Genomic DNA, 22,453 nt, shown 5'->3' on the forward strand with positions numbered 1-22,453 from the left:
TTCATTACTAAAGGGAGGCAAATGTAGTGAAGAATACGTATCAACTTCAAATTCCGAAAGAACTAGAACAGTATCGTAGTATTTTAGAAGAAAGTGTGAAACCGTATATTAAAGTGTCTGGAACGCAAGCAGAGACAACGCTTTTTGAAAGTAAATTTGGTGGATATCCGTATTTACCTATAGATCAAGAGCATCCTAAAGACTCAAACGGACAACCTATGATGCTACTTGCGCAGTTAAACCTTGAAGAAATACCTAACATTGAACATATGCCTCAACATGGAATGTTACAGTTTTTCATAAGTGCTGAAGAAGATCTTTTTGGAGCAGATTTTGATCATCCCACAAGCCAAAAAGACTTTCGGATTGTTTATCATTCTACAATCACAGCGGATTTAACTAAGGTGATTACTGATTTTAGTTATTTAAACACTTTAGATTTAGAGAATTTTATCATACCCGAAGCAGCAAAACTAAAGTTTGAGTTGGCATATCAGCCAGTAACACCAAGAGATTATCGATTTGAAATGATTTTTAGTGATAAAATTGATTGGGAAGAAATTGTTGATGAAGAAAATAATACAGAATTAGGCGAACTGTATTATGATTTATGTAAAGATCAAGGACATAAAATTGGTGGTTATCCATTTTTCACACAGACAGATCCGAGAGAATGGGAAGAAAAATACCAACAACATGATATATTATTACTGCAAATCGATACAGACGATTCATTAAATATTATGTGGGGAGATTCTGGCGTTGCTAATTTCTTTATACGTAAGGAAGATTTGTTAAATCTAGATTTTTCCAATGTCATTTACAATTGGGATTGTTACTAGAGGATATAAATAAAATAATAGCAAACAAAAAATCTTCCTGAAGGTGAGGAGGATTTTTTTATGTTAAAAATAAGCGTTATGTTAACTAGAATAAAAAACAATGAGTATAATGAAAGTCAAGCCTAAATAACAGAAATAACAACAAATAATGTAAAGTTGTAAAACATGTGCAAATAGCAATAAATTCATTAAGTAAAACATAAAATAAAATTACTAATTTATATTTTGTATAGAAATAATTTTTCTGTATAAAAATTTCTTACCAATCAAAAATGTTTTTAATTCGTTAAATCTTAAGTGATTATTGATTAAGATTTGCTGTGATGAATTTATAACAAATAAAAACGATAAAAACTGAAGAAATTTGTTTAGATAAGATTTCATGTGAATCTCACTAAAAATCTCTGTTTCGTCTCATTAAGTATAGTTTACTTGGGTTTTGATACCTGGTATTGCTTTGTTTCTATAACTGCCTATAATATATATTATGTTAACTGTAAAAAAGTAATAAACTTACTAAGTTTCAGTTGTGTTTATTATGATCCCCTTTTCCACCGAATTAGTAATGTGTGATTGGTTATGTATTTATTCGCTTTATTAGCTATTGATAATAATATTTTCGGATATAAATTAGATTTTAAATAATAAAAATACAATTCGTTTAATCTGTTCATTTTAAACGAATTGTATTATGATGACGAATATTTTTTTATAACTAGTTTGCTACAGCGATTGCTTCGATTTCAATTAATAAGTTATCGTTAATTAACTTTCTAACTTCTACAGCTGAACTTGCTGGTGGATTATTAGTGTCAATGTATTGATCTCGAATATTTCTCACAATGGCCATTTGAGAAATATCTGTTAAGAAAAATGTTAATTTGACTACATCATTAAATTTTAATTCCGAAGTTTCCAATGCACTTTTAATATTTTCGAATACTTGTCGCGTTTGTGTAGCTAAATCGTCAATTCCAACTATTTGACCGTCAGTGTTAATCGCTACTTGTCCAGATATGTAAATTGTTCGTTTAGCGTTTGTAACTTCGACTACATGCGAGTATCCAAAAGTTGGTGGCATCGTTTCTGGATTGATAAATTTCTTTTGCAAGGCTCTTCTCCCCTTTAAACATTTCATTTTCTTAATGTTAGGTTTTGATTTCAGATTATCCTCTATTTACTAATAATTATTTATCGATTTAGCTGCTACATTTGTAAAAGTGTATTAGCACTTTAATTTAAAGTTATTAATGGATTATGTACGTTTGATTTTTTTGTGCTTGTTATAATTACACCTTGTTTTATTAATTCTTCAGTTACTTTTGTATAGAAAAAGTGATACCACCAGATAAAAAACTCTTCATAAGTAATTTCTTTTGAGTATCTGCTGCTGGCAAAGTATTCTTTTAAAGATTTATCGTTTTCATTAAACAATAAGATAAACAATAAGACTAAATCTTTACTGATCCAAGATGAAGCATTACAAGTAAATATTGAAGTTTCGTTCCTTTTATTTTTATAGATGGCGAATTATCTCCAGAGAAAATCATTTTAGCTTCATAAGCTGTATGTAATATATTCTCCGGAATATTATTAGTAAACACTTCATAACCCCTCCCTTACTAGTAAATTCATTGTAAGATTTATGTATTTACTAACTTCTATAAACGAAAATAAGTATCCTCTAATAATCTCAAATTAAAAACCTTAGCATAGATATACTAAGGTTTTTTGTATTTTTATAATGAATGAATTCTTTCATAGTCTTTTTTAAATTGATTATCATTTTTTAACCAACTTTTAAAAGTTGGTTCCTTTATTTCTAAAATTGAACAAGTTTTAGCGATACATTTATTTTTCATATATTCCTTAAGGAAATTTTGTTTTCTCTGCTTAACAGCAGATTGGGTTCTTTTTAGGTTTCGATCTTTTAATTGATCTAGACTTAGACTTTCTTTCTGAAATTCTTCATATTTTCTATGCAAATAAATATCTTTGTCTTTATAAATCCAATTTGAAAATAGTTGTATTGATTTTCTCCCGGTTAAAATGACGCGATAATGTTTATTTTGATTTAGTAAATCGGCTGGTAAATTGTGATTTTGTAGTACCTGATTTAAAGAATTCATAAAGCTATATGATCCTCCTACAAAGCTTACTGTATACGTTTCATACTTGACGTAACCATCCCCATCAAAATATCCACGAACAAAATGATGTAAATATTCTTCAGGCACGAATGGAAATTTAATATTTAATGATTTACATGGCATGATTCCATGTATGTTCATAAGGTCGTCTTTTATTGTTTTGCTATTAATGTTTAGCATATATACGTCTGTTTTTTTGTTTTGATAAAGTGGCTGGTTGGTGTTTAATTCTTTTTTTATATCTTCTAAAATATAACTTTCTTTTTGTGATATACTGACGCATTGATTTTCTTTTTGTATAACGCCATCAGCTGCTATAAATCCTAAAATATAAGCCATATTATTTGACCAAGTTTTAAAATAATTTTCTTTTATGTCATACTTTCTCTTCCAACTCCCTATAGCGCGCCTTGGGACGTTGCTGTCTGATAAAACCATACGAATATACCTTGCAGACACATTAGCAAGCATAGCGATTTCTGAGGTGCTCTTCCCTTCAGTATACAAATGCATGATTTCAGATTTTGATAGTTTACATTTTGATTTCTTTTTTCGCTCTATGTGCACTTACATCCTCTCCTTCCTTTCTTTTATTAGAGACATATTTTCTTCTATAACATACAATGAAACATATGTTCTTTGTTGCGTATAAGAAGGAATTTACTAAATAAAAACAATTTACATGTACTTAATATTTGTCTTAGCTGCTGCTATGCGATTTGTACTTTATAGATACAAATAATGAATTTGACGGATTTATGAAATAGAAGGCATTTTAGATGAAAGGTAAAATAATATAGTTTAAACTACAAATAGCTACAATAACAACATACGTAAATTGTTAATCGTAAAAAGGAGAACGAATGAATAAGAAATATACAAATCAAATTCATACTGATATGAGTTTTAAACCGAAAGATATTATAAGTTTAATGACGGATTACTTTAAAATAAAATCAAAGCTGCGTCCTATAAAGGATTTGCCTGTTGTTTTATCAAATAAAGATAATGAAGCGTTAGAGAGTGTTACATGGTTTGGCCATTCTGCTTCTCTTTTGAAAATAGAAGGTAAAAAACTGTTATTAGACCCGATGTTTGGAGATGCCTCTTCCCCATTTCCCTTGTTTAATAGTAAGCGTTATAGTGGTGCTTTTTCTTTAGAACGTGATGACCTTCAAGAAATTGATGCGATTATCTTTTCTCATAATCACTATGATCATTTGAATTACAAAAGTATTATGCAGTTAAAAAATCGCGCAAAACACTTTTATGTTCCAACTGGAGTTGCACAATATCTTATTAAATGGGGTGTTTCACCTAGTAAAATTAGTGAGCATAATTGGTGGGACGAAATTACGTTTGATAATATTAAGTTAGTATGTGCGCCTGCAAGGCATTTCTCTGGACGTGGTATGACAGATAGAGATCGTTCATTATGGTGTTCATGGCTTATTCTTGGTCAAGAGACTAAAATTTTCTTTAGTGGTGATAGCGGTTATGCCCCTCACTTTAAGGAAATTGGTGATAAATACGGTCCATTCGATCTTACATTAATGGAATGCGGGCAATATGATCCGAGGTGGTCTGCTATTCATATGTTGCCTGAAGAAACGGTACAAGCTCATATTGATGTTAAAGGAGAATTACTTCTTCCGATTCATTGGGGTGCTTTTACGTTAGCATTACATGAATGGAGTGACCCGATAGAACGTGTTACGAAAGAAGCTAACCGTTTAGGAGTTAAAATTACAACGCCACAAATTGGCGAATCTATTACGTTAAAATCTACAGACTATCCTTTATCCGCTTGGTGGAAGGAAATTTAATTTTAAAATATAAAAAGAGCGAATCCTCTTATAAAGAATTCGCTCTTTTTTCTGTATTTAAACTTATTTCACTATATTGGATCTCCCACTATCTAATACTCTATTTGCTGGTACACTGGACATTTCAACCACTGTATTCATACTCTTATCAGTCAGTTCAATGAGTTCGTTTTCATGTTTTATTTTATTTAAATCCCACACCATCCCATGAAATTCATTATGTTGACCACTTACCTGTATAATGCTTTTTGTTTTATTTGAAGGCTGTATTTGAAGGTTTGTAAATTGATTCCCACTAATTTCATTTGGTGTAGTTACTTGACTATCCATATAAATCATATTTACACAGTCTTCTAAAGAAAAGTTCATAAAACGATTGGCATTTATCCAAGCTTGTCCGGTGCTCGGTTTTTTCGCTACTAATTTCAGTCCAGTTTCCATTCCTACAACTTTAATATTTTCGAAGTTAACAAACGAAATTTCATTTTCTTTTCCAGCAGAGTATAAAGAAATTCCGGTACCTTTATTCGTTTCCGTCCAATTGATAATATTTATATCTTTTATTTGTGTTTTGTTCCAAGTGTTATAATATTTATTTTTACCGTCTAAATAAATAACTTCAGAGTTAAATTTAGGATCGTCAATAGCTATATACGCTCCTTCAATGGATGCGTTTTTCTCTAGTTCTAAAACTCTAAAGTTTCCCTCAACTACAAATTGGGATCCATAACCAAATAATAATTTCACACCTTTTTTAACAATGATTGGTGACGTAATTTTATACTTTTTATCATCAAGCAATACAGTTTTAATTTTACTAGACTCTGCTTTATTAATAGCAGATTGTATTTTTATTGAATCATTTTCCCCTTTAAAGTTTTCTACATACAAGTTAGTACTTTTAGCTGCATAGTCTTTTTTGTTGTATTGATAAAAAGCAAAAATAATTAAAACTATACCCATGAGTAAAACAATTATTTTCTTCATCGTACTCACCCCATATCTATTAATCTATGGCTTTTATATTCAGGTTATTATTATTTTGCTTTGTATTTCAGATTACCATTTCTGCTTTGTCTATGAATTATATTATGTAGGAATTAGTAAACTGTTTGCTTTACTAATACATCATTCTTATAATGTATTAATTTATGATTTCATAAAACAACAGTCTGCTTGCACATAATGAAATCCCTTTCTCTATTCCTAATAAGCTCTTACTGGCGATATAAGATGTACTGCTGCAGATTGCTCTCCTGCTTCAATCAATATCGGTCGCATAGAACCTCCAAAACTTAAAGTAATCGTTTCTTCTTTTATTGCTCTTAAAGCATCAACCATAAAACGCCCATCGAAAGATATATTTAATTGTTTTTCACCTTGAATCGCATCTATTTGTTGCGTTTCAGATATTTTCCCAATTTGAGAAGCGTTTGAAGAAATTTTAATTGTGGATTCGTTTATGATTTCTAAGTTAACATTGTTATTAGCCCATTCACTTGCTAATAAACTTGATCGGTCTACACCTTGTAATATCTTTTTTCTATCTACGTTAATAATCGTTTTAAAATCATTTGGAATAAGGTTAGAAATATTAGGATATTTCCCTTCAATTAGTCTTGAATATAATGTAGTTGTTCCGATCGTAAATATAATATGACTCTCTGAAAGGTAGATATATACGAATTCCGAATTGCTGTTCATTAATTTTAGAAGTTCACTAATGGTTGCGCTTGGTACAATACAATTTGCTTTTACATCTGAGGAAAGTAATGTTTCGCGTATCGCTAGTCTATGTGAGTCAGTTGCAGCGCAAATTAACTTATTATTAGATAACTCTATATGCACCCCAGTAAGAACAGGTCTAGACTCATTTTTTGCTACCGCAAAGACTGTTTGTTTAAATACTTCAATCAATTGCTCTGTTTCTACCTTGATTTCTGCATGATTGTCTATAAGCGGTACATTCGGAAACTCATCTGCAGGAAATCCATTTAAACTTAATGTGATTTCTTCTGATTGTATCTTAATAATTTGCTCATTCTTACTTTTTATTGCGATATCACTTGGCATTTTCTTTATTATTTCAATGAAATACTTTGCAGGTACAACAATAGTTCCTACCTTTAAAATAGTTGCAATCTTTTCGTCTTCAATTGAAACAGGAATGAATTTTTCAATAAAAATATTTGAGTTACTTGCAATTAAAGTAATTCCAGATTGATCTGCAGTTATTTTTATACCAGATAATATAGGAATTAAAGATTTTGTTGATATTGCTTTGTTGACTTCTGAAAGTGCTTGAGTGAATTGTTTGTGATTAACGATAAACTCCATGTTTCCCCCGCCTTACATGAAATAATATTTTTATGAAGATTGATGAACGATTGTTCCGTTAAAAAAATAAGGTACTGTTTCTTTCTTTTGTAATAAATATAGTAAATGTTCTGGTATGCGTAAATACGGTGCTGCTATATGTAATTCCATCCAAGTAATCTCTTCGATTTCTTTTGGCCTTGATATATATGTCTCCCCGCCGATTATTTCGCCTAGAAAATTAAAGAAAATTGCATGATGATCTCTTTCCTCGAAAAAGGCTTCACTGATAGAACAAATCCCGTTTACGTTTATATGTAACCCTGTTTCTTCTTTTACTTCTCGAATTACTGCTTCTTCTAATGTTTCTCCTAGTTTAACTGCGCCACCTGGTAATGTATAATAAGAACCATTTTCCCCTTTGTTTTTTACCATTAAGATCTTTTCATTAGTTTTATCGTACAAAATCGCGTATGTAACATTAACTTTTTTCATATATACCTCCTCTATTTTAAATAAAAGGAATTTTCTGCCTTCTATTCATTCTACCATTAACTCCTTTTAATATATATAAGTTAGTTAAGTCTTGCCTTTACCGCTATTGTTGGAGTTAATAAGAATAGGCTACTGATATAAAAAAAGAACGTACCTTAGGAAGATTATCCAAAGTACGTTCTTGCAGTTTTAGTATAAAAATTGATTCAATTAATACTGAAATTAATAATAACCTCGCCCTTATTGCATTTGTATTTCAAATACTAACGTTAACAAATTCTATATACTTTTTAACCGTTTTTCTAAATAATAATGATTATGTCCTTTCGGATGATCTTCACTTACTCCAATTACTTTATATCCATGTTTCTTATAAAAATCAGGTGCTTGGAAACTAAAAGTATCTAAATTAATTAACCTACACCCTTTTTCAATTGCAAATTCTTCAATAAGCTTTATTAACTTGCTTCCGTAACCTTCATGCCTATATTCTTCAGAAACCCATAGAAAGTCAACGTGTACATGGTGCCAAAAAGTTATTGCTGTTACCCCACCTACTATTTCTTCTTTTTCATTTCTTACTATGAAACTAACCTTTTCTGAAGGTGTTTTTTCTTCATCTGCAAGATATTTTTGATTGTATTCAATTACTTTCTCTCTTATGTAATCACTATCTTCTTGTACCCACTGCTGTACTATTTTCATTTTAAGTGTCACGCTCCTTTTTACTTATCTATTCAATTTTATAATGAAATTGTCCTGTCTTTAATAAGTTCGTAAAGAAGCAAAGTTAATGGAATAAAAAAGAGCCCTAACATGAGGACTCTTTTTAAAATTAAGCTACTTTCCGATGTAAATGTTTTAGTTCCTTTTTCTTTTCTACATTTGGTGGGCGGATTAATATTGAAATAATGAAGGAAATAACACTTAAAACACCGATTATAATGAAAGTTGGTTGAAATCCCCCGAGTATCGCTCCAATAAATGATCCTGCAAGCGCACCAAATCCGAAACCTTGGTAGACAATCCCGTAATTTGTACTATGGTTTTTTAATCCAAAGAAATCTCCGACAATAGCTGGGAATATAGTTATATTACCGCCGAAGCAAAAGGCGACACTTGCTACACAAGCAAAATAGATTCCGTAATTTAGCGGAATAAAACTTAAAGTAAAGACTGACAATCCTATAATAATAAACGTTGCAGAGACAATTTTCATTCGGCCGATTTTATCTGATAACGTCCCAAGAATAATTCTACCTACTGTATTAAAAATTGCAATCATAGCAACGGCGTTTGCAGCGGTTGCTGCGCTAAGGCCAACGAGTTGTACACCGATATCTTTTACCATACTGATTAAATACAAACCACCCATACACGAGGTGAATAACATAAAAAATAGCAGATATACTTGTTTCGTTCGCATCATTTCACGCGGAGTATAGTCATTGTGCAATGTTTCAGTTACAGCATTACTTACAATTGCCTCACGTAAGAAGAACGATCCGATTAACACTAAAAGTAACACGATAATACCCCAATATAAGAATGCTTGTGATACACCAAGGTTATCGATAAGATTTCCGTTTATATATCTAAAGATTAAGCTGCCCATTCCATACGCTGATACAGATATACCTGAAATAAGCCCTTTCCGATTTGGAAACCATTTAATTAAATTAGATAGTGATGTAATATAAGCTGTTCCATCCGCATAACCAACAACAACACCAGCTAATAAATATAATAGTGGTAAGGAAGAAACTTGTGAACTAAGTATTAAGCCGAGTCCTAAAACAATTCCTGCAGTAGCAATAAGTTTCCGAAGTCCTAATTTTTTCTGCAATTTTGCTGCAAATAAAGTTGAGAATGATAAAGAAAAACTTGTTATAGAGAAAGTTATCGCTACTGAATTAAGATTCCATCCAAACTTACTTACAAGGGGTTGATTAAATAAACTCCATGTATAAATTGTTCCAAGGCCAATTTGAACAATGATTGTACCTAGAACAATTAGTAACGGATTTATAGAAGTTTGTTTCATACTAACTGTCCCCTTCTTTTATCTTGACATAGATTTTCACAGTTAGTATATCCATCGTAAATTGCAAGATACTGTACGGAAAATGGTAATTAAGTTCATATACACAAAAAGACACTTCATAAAGAAGTGTCTTTTGCAGGTTATATCAGATGTTTCTAAAGAAAGCTTTGTTAAGATAAGCCATTTTCGAATGCTTATGTATATATGTTATCAAATAATTTCTTATATGTGATGAGACTTAAGACGTATTTTTCATTCATCATATAGTCGGATGAAAAATTAATATTCGATTTCATCAAAATCCTTCGGCTGCGGTACAGTTTGCATATTAGCTGCATCTTTAGGATCGCTATAAATTGCATTTTGCTCTGTATTTACATCTTTTATATTTTGTTTTTTATTTTTGTTCACTTTATCTTTCACTTACAATCACTCCTTTTTGTTATAGGAGTAATTATGCCCTATTACCGTTACTAAATGTATCAGCGACTAAATTACTAAATTCACGTAAATAATATAAGTAATTATCACCGCCGTAGTTATATCTTTTGTTATACATTTTTGCAACAACTACATTATATTCAGGTATTACTAAAATAGTCGGTCCAGTAATCCCTAATATTTGATATGACCCTTTTGGAACACGTTCACCAAGTTCGCTTAATTGTGCAGGTTCATTTTGAACGAACCAAAACAAGCCATTTTGTGGTAGCTCTTTATTTACATATGTTGGACTCTGCAAACTCGTAGCGATTTTTATAACTTCTTTTGGAACAATTTGCTTACCGTTTATCACACCTTGATTTAAATGAAGATTGCCCCAATAAGCAAATTCTCTAGCTGAGACAAACAGATTTTTTTCAGTACCGTCATCTACCGTACCAATTTCACTAGTCGCGTCTTCATTTGGATTATTAACAACGTCAACTAAATTTTCATCTCGCTGAACTCTCCAACCTGTTTCTTGAAAATTAGCAGGCTTAAAAACACGCTCCTTTAACAATTCAGGAAAACTTTTGTTATATAGCTGATAAATAAGACGTGTCATCATTCTTACATTAATATCTCTATATGCCCATGCTTGTCCCGGTTCAAATTCACGAAAAATTGTCCCGTCATTCATTTCCTCTAATCCGTGCGAATGTGTTACTAAATGTCTTATCGTTGTTTTACCAAGCAATGCAGGATTAAAGTCTTTAAAATATTTTATCGCTTCATCATCAATAGAGTTTATTTTCCCCTCGTAAAGCGCATACGCTATCATTAATCCTAAATAACTTTTTCTAGCAGAAGCAACGTTGAACTGCGAAGATGCGGTTACTTTTTTATTAGTCGATGTATTTGAGTGATAACCGCTATAATGCTCTAATACGACTTTATTATTTTTTATAATACAAATTGCTGTAGCAGAACTATGATTTTTTTCTTTTATATTCTCTACCCAAGAAATCAACTTATCATATGTATACAAATAAATCCCCCTTAATACACATCAAAATTACAGCATGAAAGAAAAGTATAAACAGTATTTACACCTTTCTTTCATATAAAATATTAATGATGTACTATATTTAAATAATCCACCAGTTCCAGCAATTAAAGCAACCAAAACATCCGGCACAACCTACGCAACCACCACATCTGCCACCGCCGCAACCGCCACAGCGTCCACCACAACCTCCGCATCCGCCACAACGACGTGCATCGCCTTGGATGTAATAATATGGATATTGGCTTTGTTGTTGATCCCAATACACAACATTACCAGTTTGATAATCATTAAGGTTTAATGTTTGTAATTCATGTTGAAACTGATTCATTACGAACCCCTCCATTTATAAATATAAATTTCGCCCAAACGTTAAAGTTTATATATTTTTGTAAACAAAATAGAAACAAGACTATAGACTAAATGCGTACATCAACAAAATATGAACTTACACTAGGTGATGTACCTTGTTTTTCAGCCTATTTTCTTTATATTTATTCGATGGACGTATTTACTATAAATAAAGTGATTTAAAAATTACTAATCCAACAATTTAGTAGTTCATCACTTAACTTTCTTTCTAGTAATTCCTTCACTAAAGGCATTGGCATGATTTCATAATGATTTAAGGCTTCTTTATTATAATCTATCCAGTGAAATGCTAAATGAGACTCGCTCGATTTCGGTGTTAAGTCCGTATGTAAATCTTGTGACTCTACTTCAAAAATGTGATTAATTTCATGATGGAGCACTTCTTTATCTTGCCATTGATTTTCTATGACTCCTAAAAATTGTTGTATACTACAGTTTACTCCAAGTTCTTCTCTTAACTCTCTTATTAATGCATTCTCTACTGATTCTCCAATTTCAACATGGCCACCAGGTAAAAAATAATGATGGCCGATATATTCAGCAACTAATAATTTCCCATCTTTTATCATGACTGCTCGTACAATATGATGGAATTTACTTTTCAATTGAAATCCCTCCTAGTTATTCAATGTATAGTTGCTCAAAATAGTCATTTAGTATTGGTATAATATAAATCATAGGTGTTTCATACGGATGAATATCATTAATAACTTCAAGAGCATCTTTTACAAGTTCTCGTTTACACTTTATTTCAACTTTACATTCTTGCCCTTCGCATATTCGCCCAATTTCTCCATTAAGAGGAGATGCTTCGTCTAAAGGTCTCCAATATCCTTTCACTGAACTATAGGAAAGGCAATGGTCATATTCGCCCGTTTTACATGCTCCAATTTTATTTAATTCATCCCTTAATGTTTCAATATATTCTTCAGGAATGAACACTTCAATTTTCACTTCAGTAAATTGCATATTTCATTTACACCTTTACTTCCTAATAGTTAAACAAATAAACGATATACTTGCTCACCATCATACTCTTGTCCTAATGATATGAAACCATATCGTTCATATAATTTCTTTGCAGAGAGATTATCTTTATGTACTGTTAATCTAATTTCTTTACACGATTTAAAAGTATTTTTTATTATATTAATACTTTCTTGTAATGCTGCTTTTCCATAACCATTACCTTGCTGCGATTGATCAATAATAAATCCGTTAATCCAATACATATCCGATGTCTCTCTTACAACAGCATGCATAACAAAACCAACCATAAGGTCACCATGGTATATAGCGAATGGTATGTACTCTACATTGTCACCATCTGGTTTTATATATACTTTAGCAAGCGAAACTGCTACGGATGGAACAAATTTCAACTGATTTTCTTTAACTTGTAGTTTTAATGCTTCTTCCCAATTTTCTCTCGTAACAACCTTTAACTGGATATTCAATATTGTAAGCTCCCTTATATAGAGGATGTATGTTTATATTCAACGCATTGAAATAATTCCCTTTTTCGACAACAACTTATAACATAATTTTTATAAAATCTTGAATGAATTTTTCTGCATCTATTTCTAAAGCTATACGGGCTCCTTCAGATATAGAGCTAAGGCGAAAATCAGCAAATGTTTGTCCTTTCGTATCTCCGTATGTATCAACATTCACTGTACGATGTACAAATTCAAAAAAGTTTGGATTTACTAATCCACTTATAGCAACCACATCATGAAGCAATGGCCCTTCGATAGATGGATTAAGTTTTTGGTATGCAGAAAAATAGTAATCATACATTGGTTTCATTATCGTATGGAATGGATTCTTTGAATTAGCTTGAATATAGTCAAACACATTTGGTGTTAACACAGCTTTGTTTGTTACATTTAAAGGGAATATTAATAAATTCTTTGCTTGATGGAAAACAATTTTACTTGCTATAGGATCTCCATACACATTTGCCTCTGCTAACGGCGTAACGTTTCCTACTTCTAAAAAAACACCACCCATGAAATAGATTCCTTTTACATTTAGCATTAAATCATTCCACAAATTAAAAGCAATTGCTAACGAGGTAGATCTTCCTACATCAACAATCGTTAAATCTTTTCCGTACTTTATAAGAATCGCAGCAATACTGCCAAAATTGTATATTGGAATAGATAATATATTTTCTGGAACATGGATGGGCCCTAATCCTTCTGCTCCGTGAATTTCAGGATAGTACGTAGTGATTTCTTCTGTAAGTGGTTTTGTTGCACCACTAATGACAGGAATGTCTTGTCTATTTGCTAACTGTAAAATATACGCTGCATTATGTGCAGCATGTATATGCTCAACATTTCCGTATCCAGTTACAATACCGACAATTTCAATTTCGGGATGCAGTAAGCCATACATAATGGCAAATGAGTCATCAATACCTGGGTCTCCGAAAAATAATACTTTTTCCAAGAAATACGCTCCTCTCACGAAAAAAACGAGTCATTAGTAACTATGTATATGAAAAAAGCAAGTATATCTATGCAAATTTTAGAATGGATAATGTTTTACAAAATATTAAAAAGGAACTAGCGTATGCTAATTCCTTTCTTGAGTAACCATTCTCAAATTTAATTAATTATCGTATCCTTCATAAATTGCATCATTTATTTGATTTTGTATTTTTGTATCATCAGGTACAGGTTTCCACCAATTTCCTGTAATGAATAACATAGTTAATAAATTATAACTATCACTAAAATAACTTTCTCTCTTATTCTTCATCCAATCCCAACCGCTATTTACCCACTTTTGATTATTGCTACTTGTTATACTTGCAGCAATAAACGGTGAAACAAATACAGCAGTTGAATAACTACCAATATTAGATCCATTTAATTGATAACCATCCACAATTTTAGAAGGATTTCCATTCGTTTTATTTTGAATCCACGAAGAAACTTTATCAGAAATGACTTTACTTCTTTTCTCGCCGTACATCGCATAGTCCATTACAATTCTCAATGGTACCCGACTAGCATTGTAATAATATGCATTTGTATATTCTGACTCCTCTAAGAAGTCTTTAGGTGCGGGTTGTGGTGGGTTTTTTACAACGAAATCTGAAATAAGTCCTGTATTTGGAGAGTACTTATTACTAAATTGCGTATAAACATCGTACAAATTATTAATAACAGTAAGCCAAGTTTTATCACCTGTAAATTCATAAAATGCTCTAAGGTGTGACATCATCCAATCAGATGGTCTCGTATCAAGTGAACTTTTAGAATCCCAATCTCCTAAATTTAGTCGGTTATTATTTGTAACATTACTAGCTTTAATACCTTTTGTAATCATGTCTTTTGCTTCTTTCAAATAATTCACTGTTCCATTAGATCCCCACTGCTTATGAGCAAGAAGAAGAGAATACGCAATATCTAAATCTCCATCAGTAGCAGAATCAAAATGACCTTGTGCTTTTTTACTATCTGCGACAACCCATCCCATTAAATTAGGATTTTGAGAACTTTTAAAAGTTCTTGCTGTTTTAAATAAACCGTCATAGATTTTTTGAGCATTCGAATCATAACCAGCCATTAATACTGTAATTATCATCCCATACCCTTGACCTTCTGAAGTTCCAAGTGGCTTAAACCCATCAGCATCACCTGTAATCTCTCCTTTTACATAATAACCACCAGGTAAAGAAGATAAATCATTTTTCAAATATTTCTTTTTCCAATTATCGTAGTAACTTCTTACAGAAGCATTTAAACTTTCCTGTGTAACATGATTCGGTTTTATAACACCTGCATAATTAACTTGCTGCGGAAATGGTTTCATTTCCTTTGCAGCAGCTACTTGTTGATTAACTACGGGAATAGAATTTTGTACTGAATTGTCCGTTACACTTGCTGCGAAACTAGAATTAGAAAAACTAGCTAGTCCGATTCCTACAATAGAAATACATGTGAAAATTTTTCTTTTTCCATTCATTATGTTGTCAGCTCCTTTTAAAATGCTTACTACATAAAATGTAACATACAATATTTAACTGAAATACAAAATATTATATTTATCAACATAAGAAAGAAACTATATAAAAAAGTATCTTAAAGTCATTATTGAATTACATTATACGGATTGATTATTTGCTAAATTCCCATGTTTTTCTTTTCTTAATACTGGTATATGAGCAATCACAATTCCAAGTATAGTAATCACTCCGCCAATTATCGAAACTAAAGTTGGCACTTCTCCTAACCATATCCAAGCAATGAAACACGCAGTTATTGGCGTTAAATATAGAGAACTTGTTGCTTCAGAAGCACCAGCACGAGATATAATATAGGCCAATGCAATATACGGGAGTACTGTTGGAAAGACACCTAAATATATAACGCTCAAGTTAACTTCAAGAGGAGCTGCTAGTATTTCTTGATAAACTCCAGGTAAGAAAATAAGCATACATATAGTACTAGACAAAATTGTATATATGGTAAATGGTAAGAAGCCGTATTTTTTTAAGTAAGATGTTTGGAAAACGAAAAATAGACTTTCTGAAATCGCCGCTAATAATATAAATAATCCCCCGCTATTTAATTGAATAGCGTCGCCTTGGCTAAATGAAATTAAGGCAATTCCTGCAAAACTCATTACACCACCGATCCAGCCATTTAATTTCATTTTTTCATTCAAAAAAACAAAAGCAAGAATTGCCGTCACTATTGGAGTGACTGAAATTATTAAACTTGCAGATCCAGCATTTACTGTTTTTTCGCCGTAGTTTAATGCGATGTGATAAATAGTAAACCCTAAAGCACCAAATATAAAAAATGCTGGGATATCCTTTAAATCCGGTAGTCGTAGTTTGTATATAAATGAAAATAACAAAAGTATAAATGAAGCGATTAATAAGCGTAGTAAAGTAAGGTGTTCAGGCGTATAAGATTCAAGCCCCATACGAATTGCTGGAAAAGCAGTTCCCCATATAAGAATTGTAAAAGCGTGAGCACATATAATGCGTAAATCCCATTTTTTATTATGCATGTTTTCTCTCCCTCCCTAATAAACCAACCATTTTTAAATTACCAATTATTTCTTTTCATCATATTTAATAGTTGATACAATGTCTTCAACCAGTTATTTATCGGAAAAACCAACCACTTTGAATCTTTTAAATAAACGAGGGAGTTTTTTATATGACAAACGATAAAAAAGTGCCCAAATATCGGCAGATAATAGACTATATGAAAGAAAAAATTGAAAACGGAGAATGGCCAATTGGAAGTAAAATCCCTAGTCAGCGGCAGTTAGCAAAATTATTTCATGTAAATCGAAGTACTGTAATAACTGCGCTAGATGAACTTATGGCAGATGGTTTAATTCAAGGACAAATCGGAGCAGGAACAATTGTAACAAATAATACATGGTCATTATTAGCAACTAATCCCCCGCCTGATTGGAGTGAATATGTAAAGGCAGGTATTCATAAACCAAGTAAGTTAATGGTGCGAGAAATAAATGCAGCAGAAGCAAATAAAACGCTTATCCATCTTAGTAAAGGTGAACTTGCACCTCATCTTTTCCCGCTCGAAACTATGCAATCTATAATAAAAAACGTCAGTGAGGAATTAGATTATTTCGGATACGAAGAACAAAAAGGTTTTTATCCGTTACGTGAAGCAATAAGCAAATATGTAAGATCATTTGGAATACATGCATCACCGGGTTCTATATTAATAGTGTCTGGTGCACTCCAAGCATTACAATTAATATCAATTGGTCTTTTACATAGAAAATCAACTGTTTTACTTGAACAACCTTCTTACTTATATTCACTTCATGTTTTTCAATCAGCAAATATAAATTTATCCGGTATATCAATGGATTATCACGGTATTTTACCTAATGACTTATTAAAACGAATTAAATATAGTCAAAAGAATAATATTTTATACTCAATCCCTTGTTTTCAAAATCCAACGGGGATATTGATGTCCAAAGAGCGAAGAAAAGAAATATTAAAAATATGTAAAAAAGAGCAGTTGCCTATCATCGAGGATGATATTTACCGAGAGTTATGGATTGATGAATCACCTCCAGCTCCTTTAAAGTCAATAGATAAACATGGACATGTATTATATATTGGTAGTCTCTCTAAAACACTTAGCCCTGGACTTAGAATTGGATGGATAATTGGACCTGAGCCTGTTATTGATAGATTGTCAGATATAAAAATGCAAACAGACTATGGATCAAGCTCTTTATCTCAAAGAGTAGCTGCTGAATGGATAAATGAAGGTTTTTATGAAGAACATGTAGCAAACGTAAGAATGCACCTGAAAAAACGAAGACAAATAATGATACGAGCTTTAAATAAATATTGTGCAGATATTGCATCGTGGGATATTCCTAGTGGTGGAGTTTTTATATGGCTAAAGGTTGTACATAACATTCCGATGAAAAAACTATTTTTAGAGGCACTATCAAAAGGAATTCTTTTAAACCCGGGACGTATTTATGAAGAAGAATCAGATCAGTACATTCGTTTATCATATGGATATGCTTCTCCAGAACAAATGACTAACGGAATTAAATTGCTCAGTGAATTAATTCGGAAGTTAACAGCATAAAAAAATCCTCTTTTGTTTTTGGAGGATTTTTTTACGTATCTTATTTACCACAATTTCATTTCCTGCCCTAATAAAATAAGTTCTTCATAAGGATCTCCGTCAATATTTAATACTTGAGCAAAAGCAGGTTCTGTTTTTAAACCTTGTTCCTTTAAGTGAATAACTTCTTCCCTTATATGGGGATGCTGCATTAATAACATGTGTTCCACTATCATATGTCTATATGCATATTGATTACGCACTGGCTTAGGTTGAGCAAATAATTCAAATTCAAAACCTTCGAATTCAAAATTCACCTTTATCGATTCAGTACCTTTCATTTTTTTCTTTTTTATATTGAACCCTCTATAAGAACCATATAAAGATCTCATTTCCTGCTCAAAAACATCAAAATTATATACTTCCATTACAATATCTAAGTCAGATTGAGAAGTATCAATTCTTATCGGGATTGTCCCGCAAAGAACGGGATTATATAAAGCTAAACCCTCCATAATATTTAGTTTGTTCAAAACATCATATACTTTTTGTTGCTTGTCATTCCCTGATTGTAAATATGTAATAGATGTAAACATGGAAGTCTCTCCTTCATTTCACGTAATACGTGTCTCACTAAACTCAAGAAAAATTTGTCCGTTTAAACTTGTTCTTGAAGTACCTTTACTTCAATATATTAAAGTGAATAAACAATATGTTTCAACTTTTCTCCTATGCTGCAATACTATAAAAATAAAAAGGGAGGAATTATGATGAGCATTTTCAACATTCTTTTAACCATCCACATATTATTTGGAACGATATGTTTAATAACTGGGATAATAGCGATGGTTGCTCAAAAGAAGAAAGGTAAACATACGGAATGGGGTGAAATATATCACGCATCCTATGTCGTTATCACCGTTACTGCCATTATATTATCCATTATAAACTGGGATAAAATCGCATATTTATTTTATGTAGCAATCTTCTCTTATTCATTTGCGATTTATGGATACCTTGCACGAAAAAAACGTTGGAAAAATTGGCTCCATCACCACATTAGAGGTATGTTAGGTTCTTATATAGGTGCAGTCACCGCACTTTTAGTAAATGTCGGCATCCATATTCCCATTATAAATTTACTTCCGCCAATATGGTTTTGGTTTTTACCCACCTTAATTGGTATCCCCCTCGTAGCCAGTGTATCAAAAAAATATAAAAAGCGTAGTTGAAATTAATTACATTTTGATTACTTTCTGATTATTAGAATGAAAAATTATAATCTATGTATCACGAATGATATCATGAGTGCTCGCCCTATGAATATTTAAAATACAATGCCGCCCAACAGGACGGCTCTTATTTTTACTTTACAAACGTAACATATTCACCAGAAACCCATTGATTTCCACCAACATTATACCAACCATCTTTATATCCAAATGATTGATATTTTTCACCTTGATACACGTTTTTCACAATGCCGTAATTTGTTCCTGGGCCGGTACGAACACGTAATACATCAGCGATTATAGTAACTACACCTATACCCTCATTTGATGATTGTGAAGGTGTTGGCACATTTCCTCCCGTATAACGAATATATGATGGATCGTTAAAAATCCACTGATCGCCACCGAGATTTAACCAGCCATTTGATTGCCCAAATACTTTGTAGGACTCTCCTTTCCCTAATTGACGAATAACGCCATATCCAGTACCAGGTCCTTTTCGTAAATTTACATTACTACCGTTAATATAAGCAATCCCTACACTATCATTCGACGTGGAAGGAGTCACTACGTTTTGAGCACCTTTTCCAAAAGTATCCGTTCCATATCCTTTGTAGTTATATTGCAAATGCGGGCTATCCACAAATCCTTTCCAGTCACCGCCCCATTCAAAACCAATTTGTTTAGCATAACGAATTGCTGATGCCCACGGTTCTTTATTATAGCCATTCCAATCTTCTGTACCATTCGACTGAATTGGAACAAAATCTAATGCCTGTCCTACTAAGTGATATGAGCGCATCGTTTGTGATGCTCCTTTACGAACATATTCCCGTTGTTGCTCGACCGTTCGGATTGTTTCATAAATTAATACTTCAATTCCATTGTCGATACAGTACTGATACCACTTAAAAGCTGCAGCTTTCGTATTATCCGCTAATTTATTCAGATTACTTACATTTCTATTGTGGTATTTCAATATGCAACATCTCCTTTTCTATTATCCTATGCAAAACTCTTCTCACGGGTTGTACATATACCTACAACGATACGAAGTACAAATACATAGGAAGCCAATTCAGCTAAAAAGGTTTTCACTTCTAGCTTCAAACTTTGTAAGTTGAAATCGAAGCAATAAAAAAACCACAACTTAAGTCTTCCAGTTGCGGTTTTTGGTATTTTCTTTTTATATGCCACATGCCTTCTTGCATTGATAATCCTAATATACAGGTTGTATAAATTTTTCCTTTATGAATAACACTTCTTATTCATGACTTTTCAAATCCAATAATATTGAATGTAAACGATCCGGATCATTAGTAAACATCCCATCGACTCCCCATGAAAGTAACTTTTTCATATCTTTTTCATTATCTACTGTAAATGGATGAACTTCTAATCCCTTTTTCTTTATTTTATTTACATAATCTGAATCAATATATTTGTAATTCATGCCAAGACCTATGCAGTACATTTTATACTTTTCTATCTCTAATTTTGTTAATTGAACTGCTTTTTTATAAGGTAATAATTGTACTATGGATATATTACTATTTAAGCTATGAATCTTTTGTAGACTTTCTTCACTAAACGATTGAATAATAACTTTATCCTGTATTTCGTAGTGATTAATAATTTCTAATAATTTTTCTTCCATTCCTGGATATTCATCAGGTGTTTTTGTTTCAATATAATAGTTCGCGTTATGCCCAAACGTTTCAATAATTTCTGTTAATGTTGGGACTTTTGCATTTTCAAATTCTTTCTTTGCTAAGTTCGGATATTTTTCATTGAAAAGAGAGCCAGCATTTAGTTGCTTTATTTCTTCTAATGTATGCTCTTTTACCAGCCCAGTACCATTCGTTGTACGGTTTAATATTTCATCATGCATAGCCACTAAATGTCCATCTTTTGTCATTTGAAGATCAATTTCTATATAATCTCCATTCATTTGTTGGCCTAATTGATATGCTGCTATTGTATGTTCAGGTGCATACGCAGAAGCACCTCTATGTGCGATATTTTTTATATGATTTGATTGATTAATAGCTTTAGTATACTTATGTTTATTTATTTTCTGAAAAACAAAGATACTTATTACTATAAAGGCACAAATTATTGTAACGAGATATATCTTTTTCATAACGATTTATAAGCTCCTATATAAAGACGATTTAACTTGAATGATTTACTCAATTAAATGTCGATTTTCCAATACAGTCATTTTGCCAATAGCTTGAAATCCCGATCTTTTATAAATGTTGATTCCATCGGGTGAAGCTTGTAACACACAATACATATTTTTTAATTTTTGTGCTTCTTGCAGAAGGAAATTGAACATAGTAGATCCGAATCCTCGTCCTCTCATTTCCTCTTTAGTTGCGATGTCATAAATACCAATACTATCTTTTGAACATATCAATGAACCAACAGTTACGACTTCCCCTTCATAAAATCCTAAAAATAGTTTCATATTTTCACTGTTCCATAAATCAAGATTAGAAATTTGATTATAGAATGCTTGTACATGTATACCTTCTTCTGATGTGCCGAATAGATTAGCTAACATTTCTCCAAATTTTTTTATTTGTGCAGGTGATGATGCCTGTTGAATTGTAAAACTTACTGGCATGTTTATTGTTGGAGAAATTGTTTTTAAGTCTGCTACCATCGCAATATTCTGTTCCGCTTCTTTTAAACCAATTTTAATTAACTCACTTTTTATATCCCACTCTTGCTCTTCATCCCATAACCAAACACTCATTGGAAATTTCTTTTGATTATAGTATTCTACCTCCTTATATAATTTCTCTATCCCTACCGTTAAATTATTGTTTAGTAGAGTGATGATATTGAATGTATCGGCAGGTAATCCGCAATCAACAGCAATATAATCTTGCGTTTCTTTTATACTCATTCCGGGCACAAATTGCGCAACATATGAAGTTTTAAATGCAAAGTTATCTATTAGTAGTTGTTTATAATTCATCAATAGTTCTCCTTTTCATAAAAAGTACTCCTCGAATTCTTCTATATTAAATATAACATATTAGAAATTTACCTTTTTCTATAAAAAGTACCTCTTTAA

25 protein-coding genes and 1 pseudogene are annotated in these 22,453 nt (G+C 31.8%); 4 read left to right on the top strand and 22 right to left on the bottom strand.

From position 1 onward, the window contains the following. The first annotated feature begins 26 nt into the window (after window positions 1-26). Window positions 27-842 (top strand): YwqG family protein, encoded by an 816-nt coding sequence (locus HMPREF2590_RS15355; RefSeq protein ID WP_000799788.1) that lies wholly within the window; start codon window positions 27-29, stop codon window positions 840-842. A 715-nt stretch (window positions 843-1,557) separates the two neighbouring features. Here the strand turns inward: HMPREF2590_RS15355 and HMPREF2590_RS15360 are convergent. The 4 genes and pseudogenes from HMPREF2590_RS15360 to HMPREF2590_RS15365 form a co-directional block, all read right to left on the bottom strand. Next, on the bottom strand, window positions 1,558-1,953 hold the full coding sequence (locus tag HMPREF2590_RS15360) for a RidA family protein (protein ID WP_001169714.1): 396 nt from the start codon (window positions 1,951-1,953) through the stop codon (window positions 1,558-1,560). Between the two features lie 136 nt (window positions 1,954-2,089). Continuing rightward, a pseudogene (locus HMPREF2590_RS29050) lies at window positions 2,090-2,309 on the bottom strand (hypothetical protein); the annotation flags it as partial. After that, the gene (locus HMPREF2590_RS30385; RefSeq protein ID WP_002005131.1) at window positions 2,294-2,446 is read right to left on the bottom strand and encodes a hypothetical protein; all 153 of its coding nucleotides are present in this window, start codon (window positions 2,444-2,446) and stop codon (window positions 2,294-2,296) included. The pseudogene HMPREF2590_RS29050 and the gene HMPREF2590_RS30385, both read right to left, overlap by 16 nt. 135 nt (window positions 2,447-2,581) lie before the next feature. Further along, the gene (locus HMPREF2590_RS15365) at window positions 2,582-3,559 is read right to left on the bottom strand and encodes an LAGLIDADG family homing endonuclease (RefSeq protein ID WP_000546832.1); all 978 of its coding nucleotides are present in this window, start codon (window positions 3,557-3,559) and stop codon (window positions 2,582-2,584) included. A 296-nt stretch (window positions 3,560-3,855) separates the two neighbouring features. Here HMPREF2590_RS15365 and HMPREF2590_RS15370 point away from each other — a divergent pair, with 296 nt between their 5' ends. Next, complete coding sequence (locus tag HMPREF2590_RS15370) at window positions 3,856-4,818, top strand: MBL fold metallo-hydrolase (protein ID WP_001037069.1); 963 nt, start codon at window positions 3,856-3,858, stop codon at window positions 4,816-4,818. Window positions 4,819-4,881: 63 nt separating this feature from the next. On the opposite strand, the gene HMPREF2590_RS15375 is transcribed toward HMPREF2590_RS15370, so the two are convergent. The 14 genes from HMPREF2590_RS15375 to HMPREF2590_RS15440 form a co-directional block, all read right to left on the bottom strand. Beyond that, window positions 4,882-5,805: a hypothetical protein gene (locus HMPREF2590_RS15375; protein WP_000721087.1), complete on the bottom strand. Its 924-nt coding sequence runs from the start codon at window positions 5,803-5,805 to the stop codon at window positions 4,882-4,884. 219 nt (window positions 5,806-6,024) lie between these two features. Continuing rightward, window positions 6,025-7,155: a DNA polymerase III subunit beta gene (gene dnaN / locus HMPREF2590_RS15380; protein WP_000394480.1), complete on the bottom strand. Its 1,131-nt coding sequence runs from the start codon at window positions 7,153-7,155 to the stop codon at window positions 6,025-6,027. A 30-nt stretch (window positions 7,156-7,185) separates the two neighbouring features. After that, window positions 7,186-7,629: an NUDIX hydrolase gene (locus HMPREF2590_RS15385; protein ID WP_000757608.1), complete on the bottom strand. Its 444-nt coding sequence runs from the start codon at window positions 7,627-7,629 to the stop codon at window positions 7,186-7,188. Between the two features lie 279 nt (window positions 7,630-7,908). Then, window positions 7,909-8,334, bottom strand: coding sequence for a GNAT family N-acetyltransferase (locus tag HMPREF2590_RS15390; RefSeq protein ID WP_000706906.1), 426 nt, complete (start codon window positions 8,332-8,334; stop codon window positions 7,909-7,911). Window positions 8,335-8,464: 130 nt separating this feature from the next. Next, on the bottom strand, window positions 8,465-9,673 hold the full coding sequence (locus HMPREF2590_RS15395) for an L-lactate MFS transporter (RefSeq protein ID WP_000815136.1): 1,209 nt from the start codon (window positions 9,671-9,673) through the stop codon (window positions 8,465-8,467). A 279-nt stretch (window positions 9,674-9,952) separates the two neighbouring features. After that, window positions 9,953-10,096, bottom strand: a complete 144-nt coding sequence (locus tag HMPREF2590_RS30390; RefSeq protein ID WP_000653680.1) for a hypothetical protein — start codon at window positions 10,094-10,096, stop codon at window positions 9,953-9,955. A 31-nt stretch (window positions 10,097-10,127) separates the two neighbouring features. Beyond that, the gene (locus tag HMPREF2590_RS15405; protein ID WP_000288900.1) at window positions 10,128-11,144 is read right to left on the bottom strand and encodes a serine hydrolase domain-containing protein; all 1,017 of its coding nucleotides are present in this window, start codon (window positions 11,142-11,144) and stop codon (window positions 10,128-10,130) included. 100 nt (window positions 11,145-11,244) lie between these two features. Next, window positions 11,245-11,493, bottom strand: a complete 249-nt coding sequence (locus tag HMPREF2590_RS15410) for a heterocycloanthracin/sonorensin family bacteriocin (protein ID WP_001071345.1) — start codon at window positions 11,491-11,493, stop codon at window positions 11,245-11,247. A gap of 199 nt (window positions 11,494-11,692) precedes the next feature. Next, entirely contained in the window at window positions 11,693-12,139 is a 447-nt protein-coding gene (locus HMPREF2590_RS15415; RefSeq protein ID WP_000836837.1) for an NUDIX domain-containing protein, read from the bottom strand. A 16-nt stretch (window positions 12,140-12,155) separates the two neighbouring features. Then, window positions 12,156-12,503, bottom strand: a complete 348-nt coding sequence (gene cutA / locus HMPREF2590_RS15420) for a divalent cation tolerance protein CutA (protein ID WP_001160790.1) — start codon at window positions 12,501-12,503, stop codon at window positions 12,156-12,158. A gap of 29 nt (window positions 12,504-12,532) precedes the next feature. After that, the gene (locus HMPREF2590_RS15425; protein WP_001025614.1) at window positions 12,533-12,991 is read right to left on the bottom strand and encodes a GNAT family N-acetyltransferase; all 459 of its coding nucleotides are present in this window, start codon (window positions 12,989-12,991) and stop codon (window positions 12,533-12,535) included. A 76-nt stretch (window positions 12,992-13,067) separates the two neighbouring features. Next, a complete protein-coding gene (locus HMPREF2590_RS15430; RefSeq protein WP_000416775.1) occupies window positions 13,068-13,991 on the bottom strand; it encodes a nucleoside hydrolase in 924 nt (307 codons plus the stop codon). A gap of 162 nt (window positions 13,992-14,153) precedes the next feature. After that, window positions 14,154-15,515, bottom strand: coding sequence for a family 8 glycosyl hydrolase (locus HMPREF2590_RS15435; protein WP_001013596.1), 1,362 nt, complete (start codon window positions 15,513-15,515; stop codon window positions 14,154-14,156). 138 nt (window positions 15,516-15,653) lie between these two features. Then, window positions 15,654-16,568, bottom strand: a complete 915-nt coding sequence (locus tag HMPREF2590_RS15440; protein WP_000551611.1) for a DMT family transporter — start codon at window positions 16,566-16,568, stop codon at window positions 15,654-15,656. Between the two features lie 152 nt (window positions 16,569-16,720). Between HMPREF2590_RS15440 and norG the strand changes: the two genes are divergently transcribed. Beyond that, window positions 16,721-18,154 (top strand): efflux pump transcription regulator NorG, encoded by a 1,434-nt coding sequence (norG, locus tag HMPREF2590_RS15445; RefSeq protein WP_000180303.1) that lies wholly within the window; start codon window positions 16,721-16,723, stop codon window positions 18,152-18,154. A 44-nt stretch (window positions 18,155-18,198) separates the two neighbouring features. On the opposite strand, the gene HMPREF2590_RS15450 is transcribed toward norG, so the two are convergent. Then, entirely contained in the window at window positions 18,199-18,729 is a 531-nt protein-coding gene (locus HMPREF2590_RS15450; protein WP_070861466.1) for a DUF4269 domain-containing protein, read from the bottom strand. Between the two features lie 174 nt (window positions 18,730-18,903). Here HMPREF2590_RS15450 and HMPREF2590_RS15455 point away from each other — a divergent pair, with 174 nt between their 5' ends. Beyond that, window positions 18,904-19,365: a DUF2306 domain-containing protein gene (locus tag HMPREF2590_RS15455; RefSeq protein WP_000021727.1), complete on the top strand. Its 462-nt coding sequence runs from the start codon at window positions 18,904-18,906 to the stop codon at window positions 19,363-19,365. Window positions 19,366-19,498: 133 nt separating this feature from the next. Here HMPREF2590_RS15455 and HMPREF2590_RS15460 read toward each other — a convergent pair whose 3' ends face one another. From HMPREF2590_RS15460 to HMPREF2590_RS15470, 3 genes are all read right to left on the bottom strand, one after another. After that, window positions 19,499-20,344 carry an SH3 domain-containing protein gene (locus tag HMPREF2590_RS15460; RefSeq protein ID WP_000873742.1) on the bottom strand — a complete coding sequence of 282 codons (846 nt, stop codon included), beginning with the start codon at window positions 20,342-20,344 and terminating at the stop codon, window positions 19,499-19,501. A gap of 285 nt (window positions 20,345-20,629) precedes the next feature. Beyond that, window positions 20,630-21,508 carry a glycerophosphodiester phosphodiesterase gene (locus tag HMPREF2590_RS15465; protein ID WP_070861467.1) on the bottom strand — a complete coding sequence of 293 codons (879 nt, stop codon included), beginning with the start codon at window positions 21,506-21,508 and terminating at the stop codon, window positions 20,630-20,632. A 45-nt stretch (window positions 21,509-21,553) separates the two neighbouring features. After that, window positions 21,554-22,354 carry a GNAT family N-acetyltransferase gene (locus tag HMPREF2590_RS15470; protein ID WP_001107066.1) on the bottom strand — a complete coding sequence of 267 codons (801 nt, stop codon included), beginning with the start codon at window positions 22,352-22,354 and terminating at the stop codon, window positions 21,554-21,556. Window positions 22,355-22,453 lie beyond the last annotated feature (99 nt).

It is taken from the genome of Bacillus sp. HMSC036E02 (assembly GCF_001836235.1).
Taxonomy (GTDB): domain Bacteria; phylum Bacillota; class Bacilli; order Bacillales; family Bacillaceae_G; genus Bacillus_A; species Bacillus_A cereus.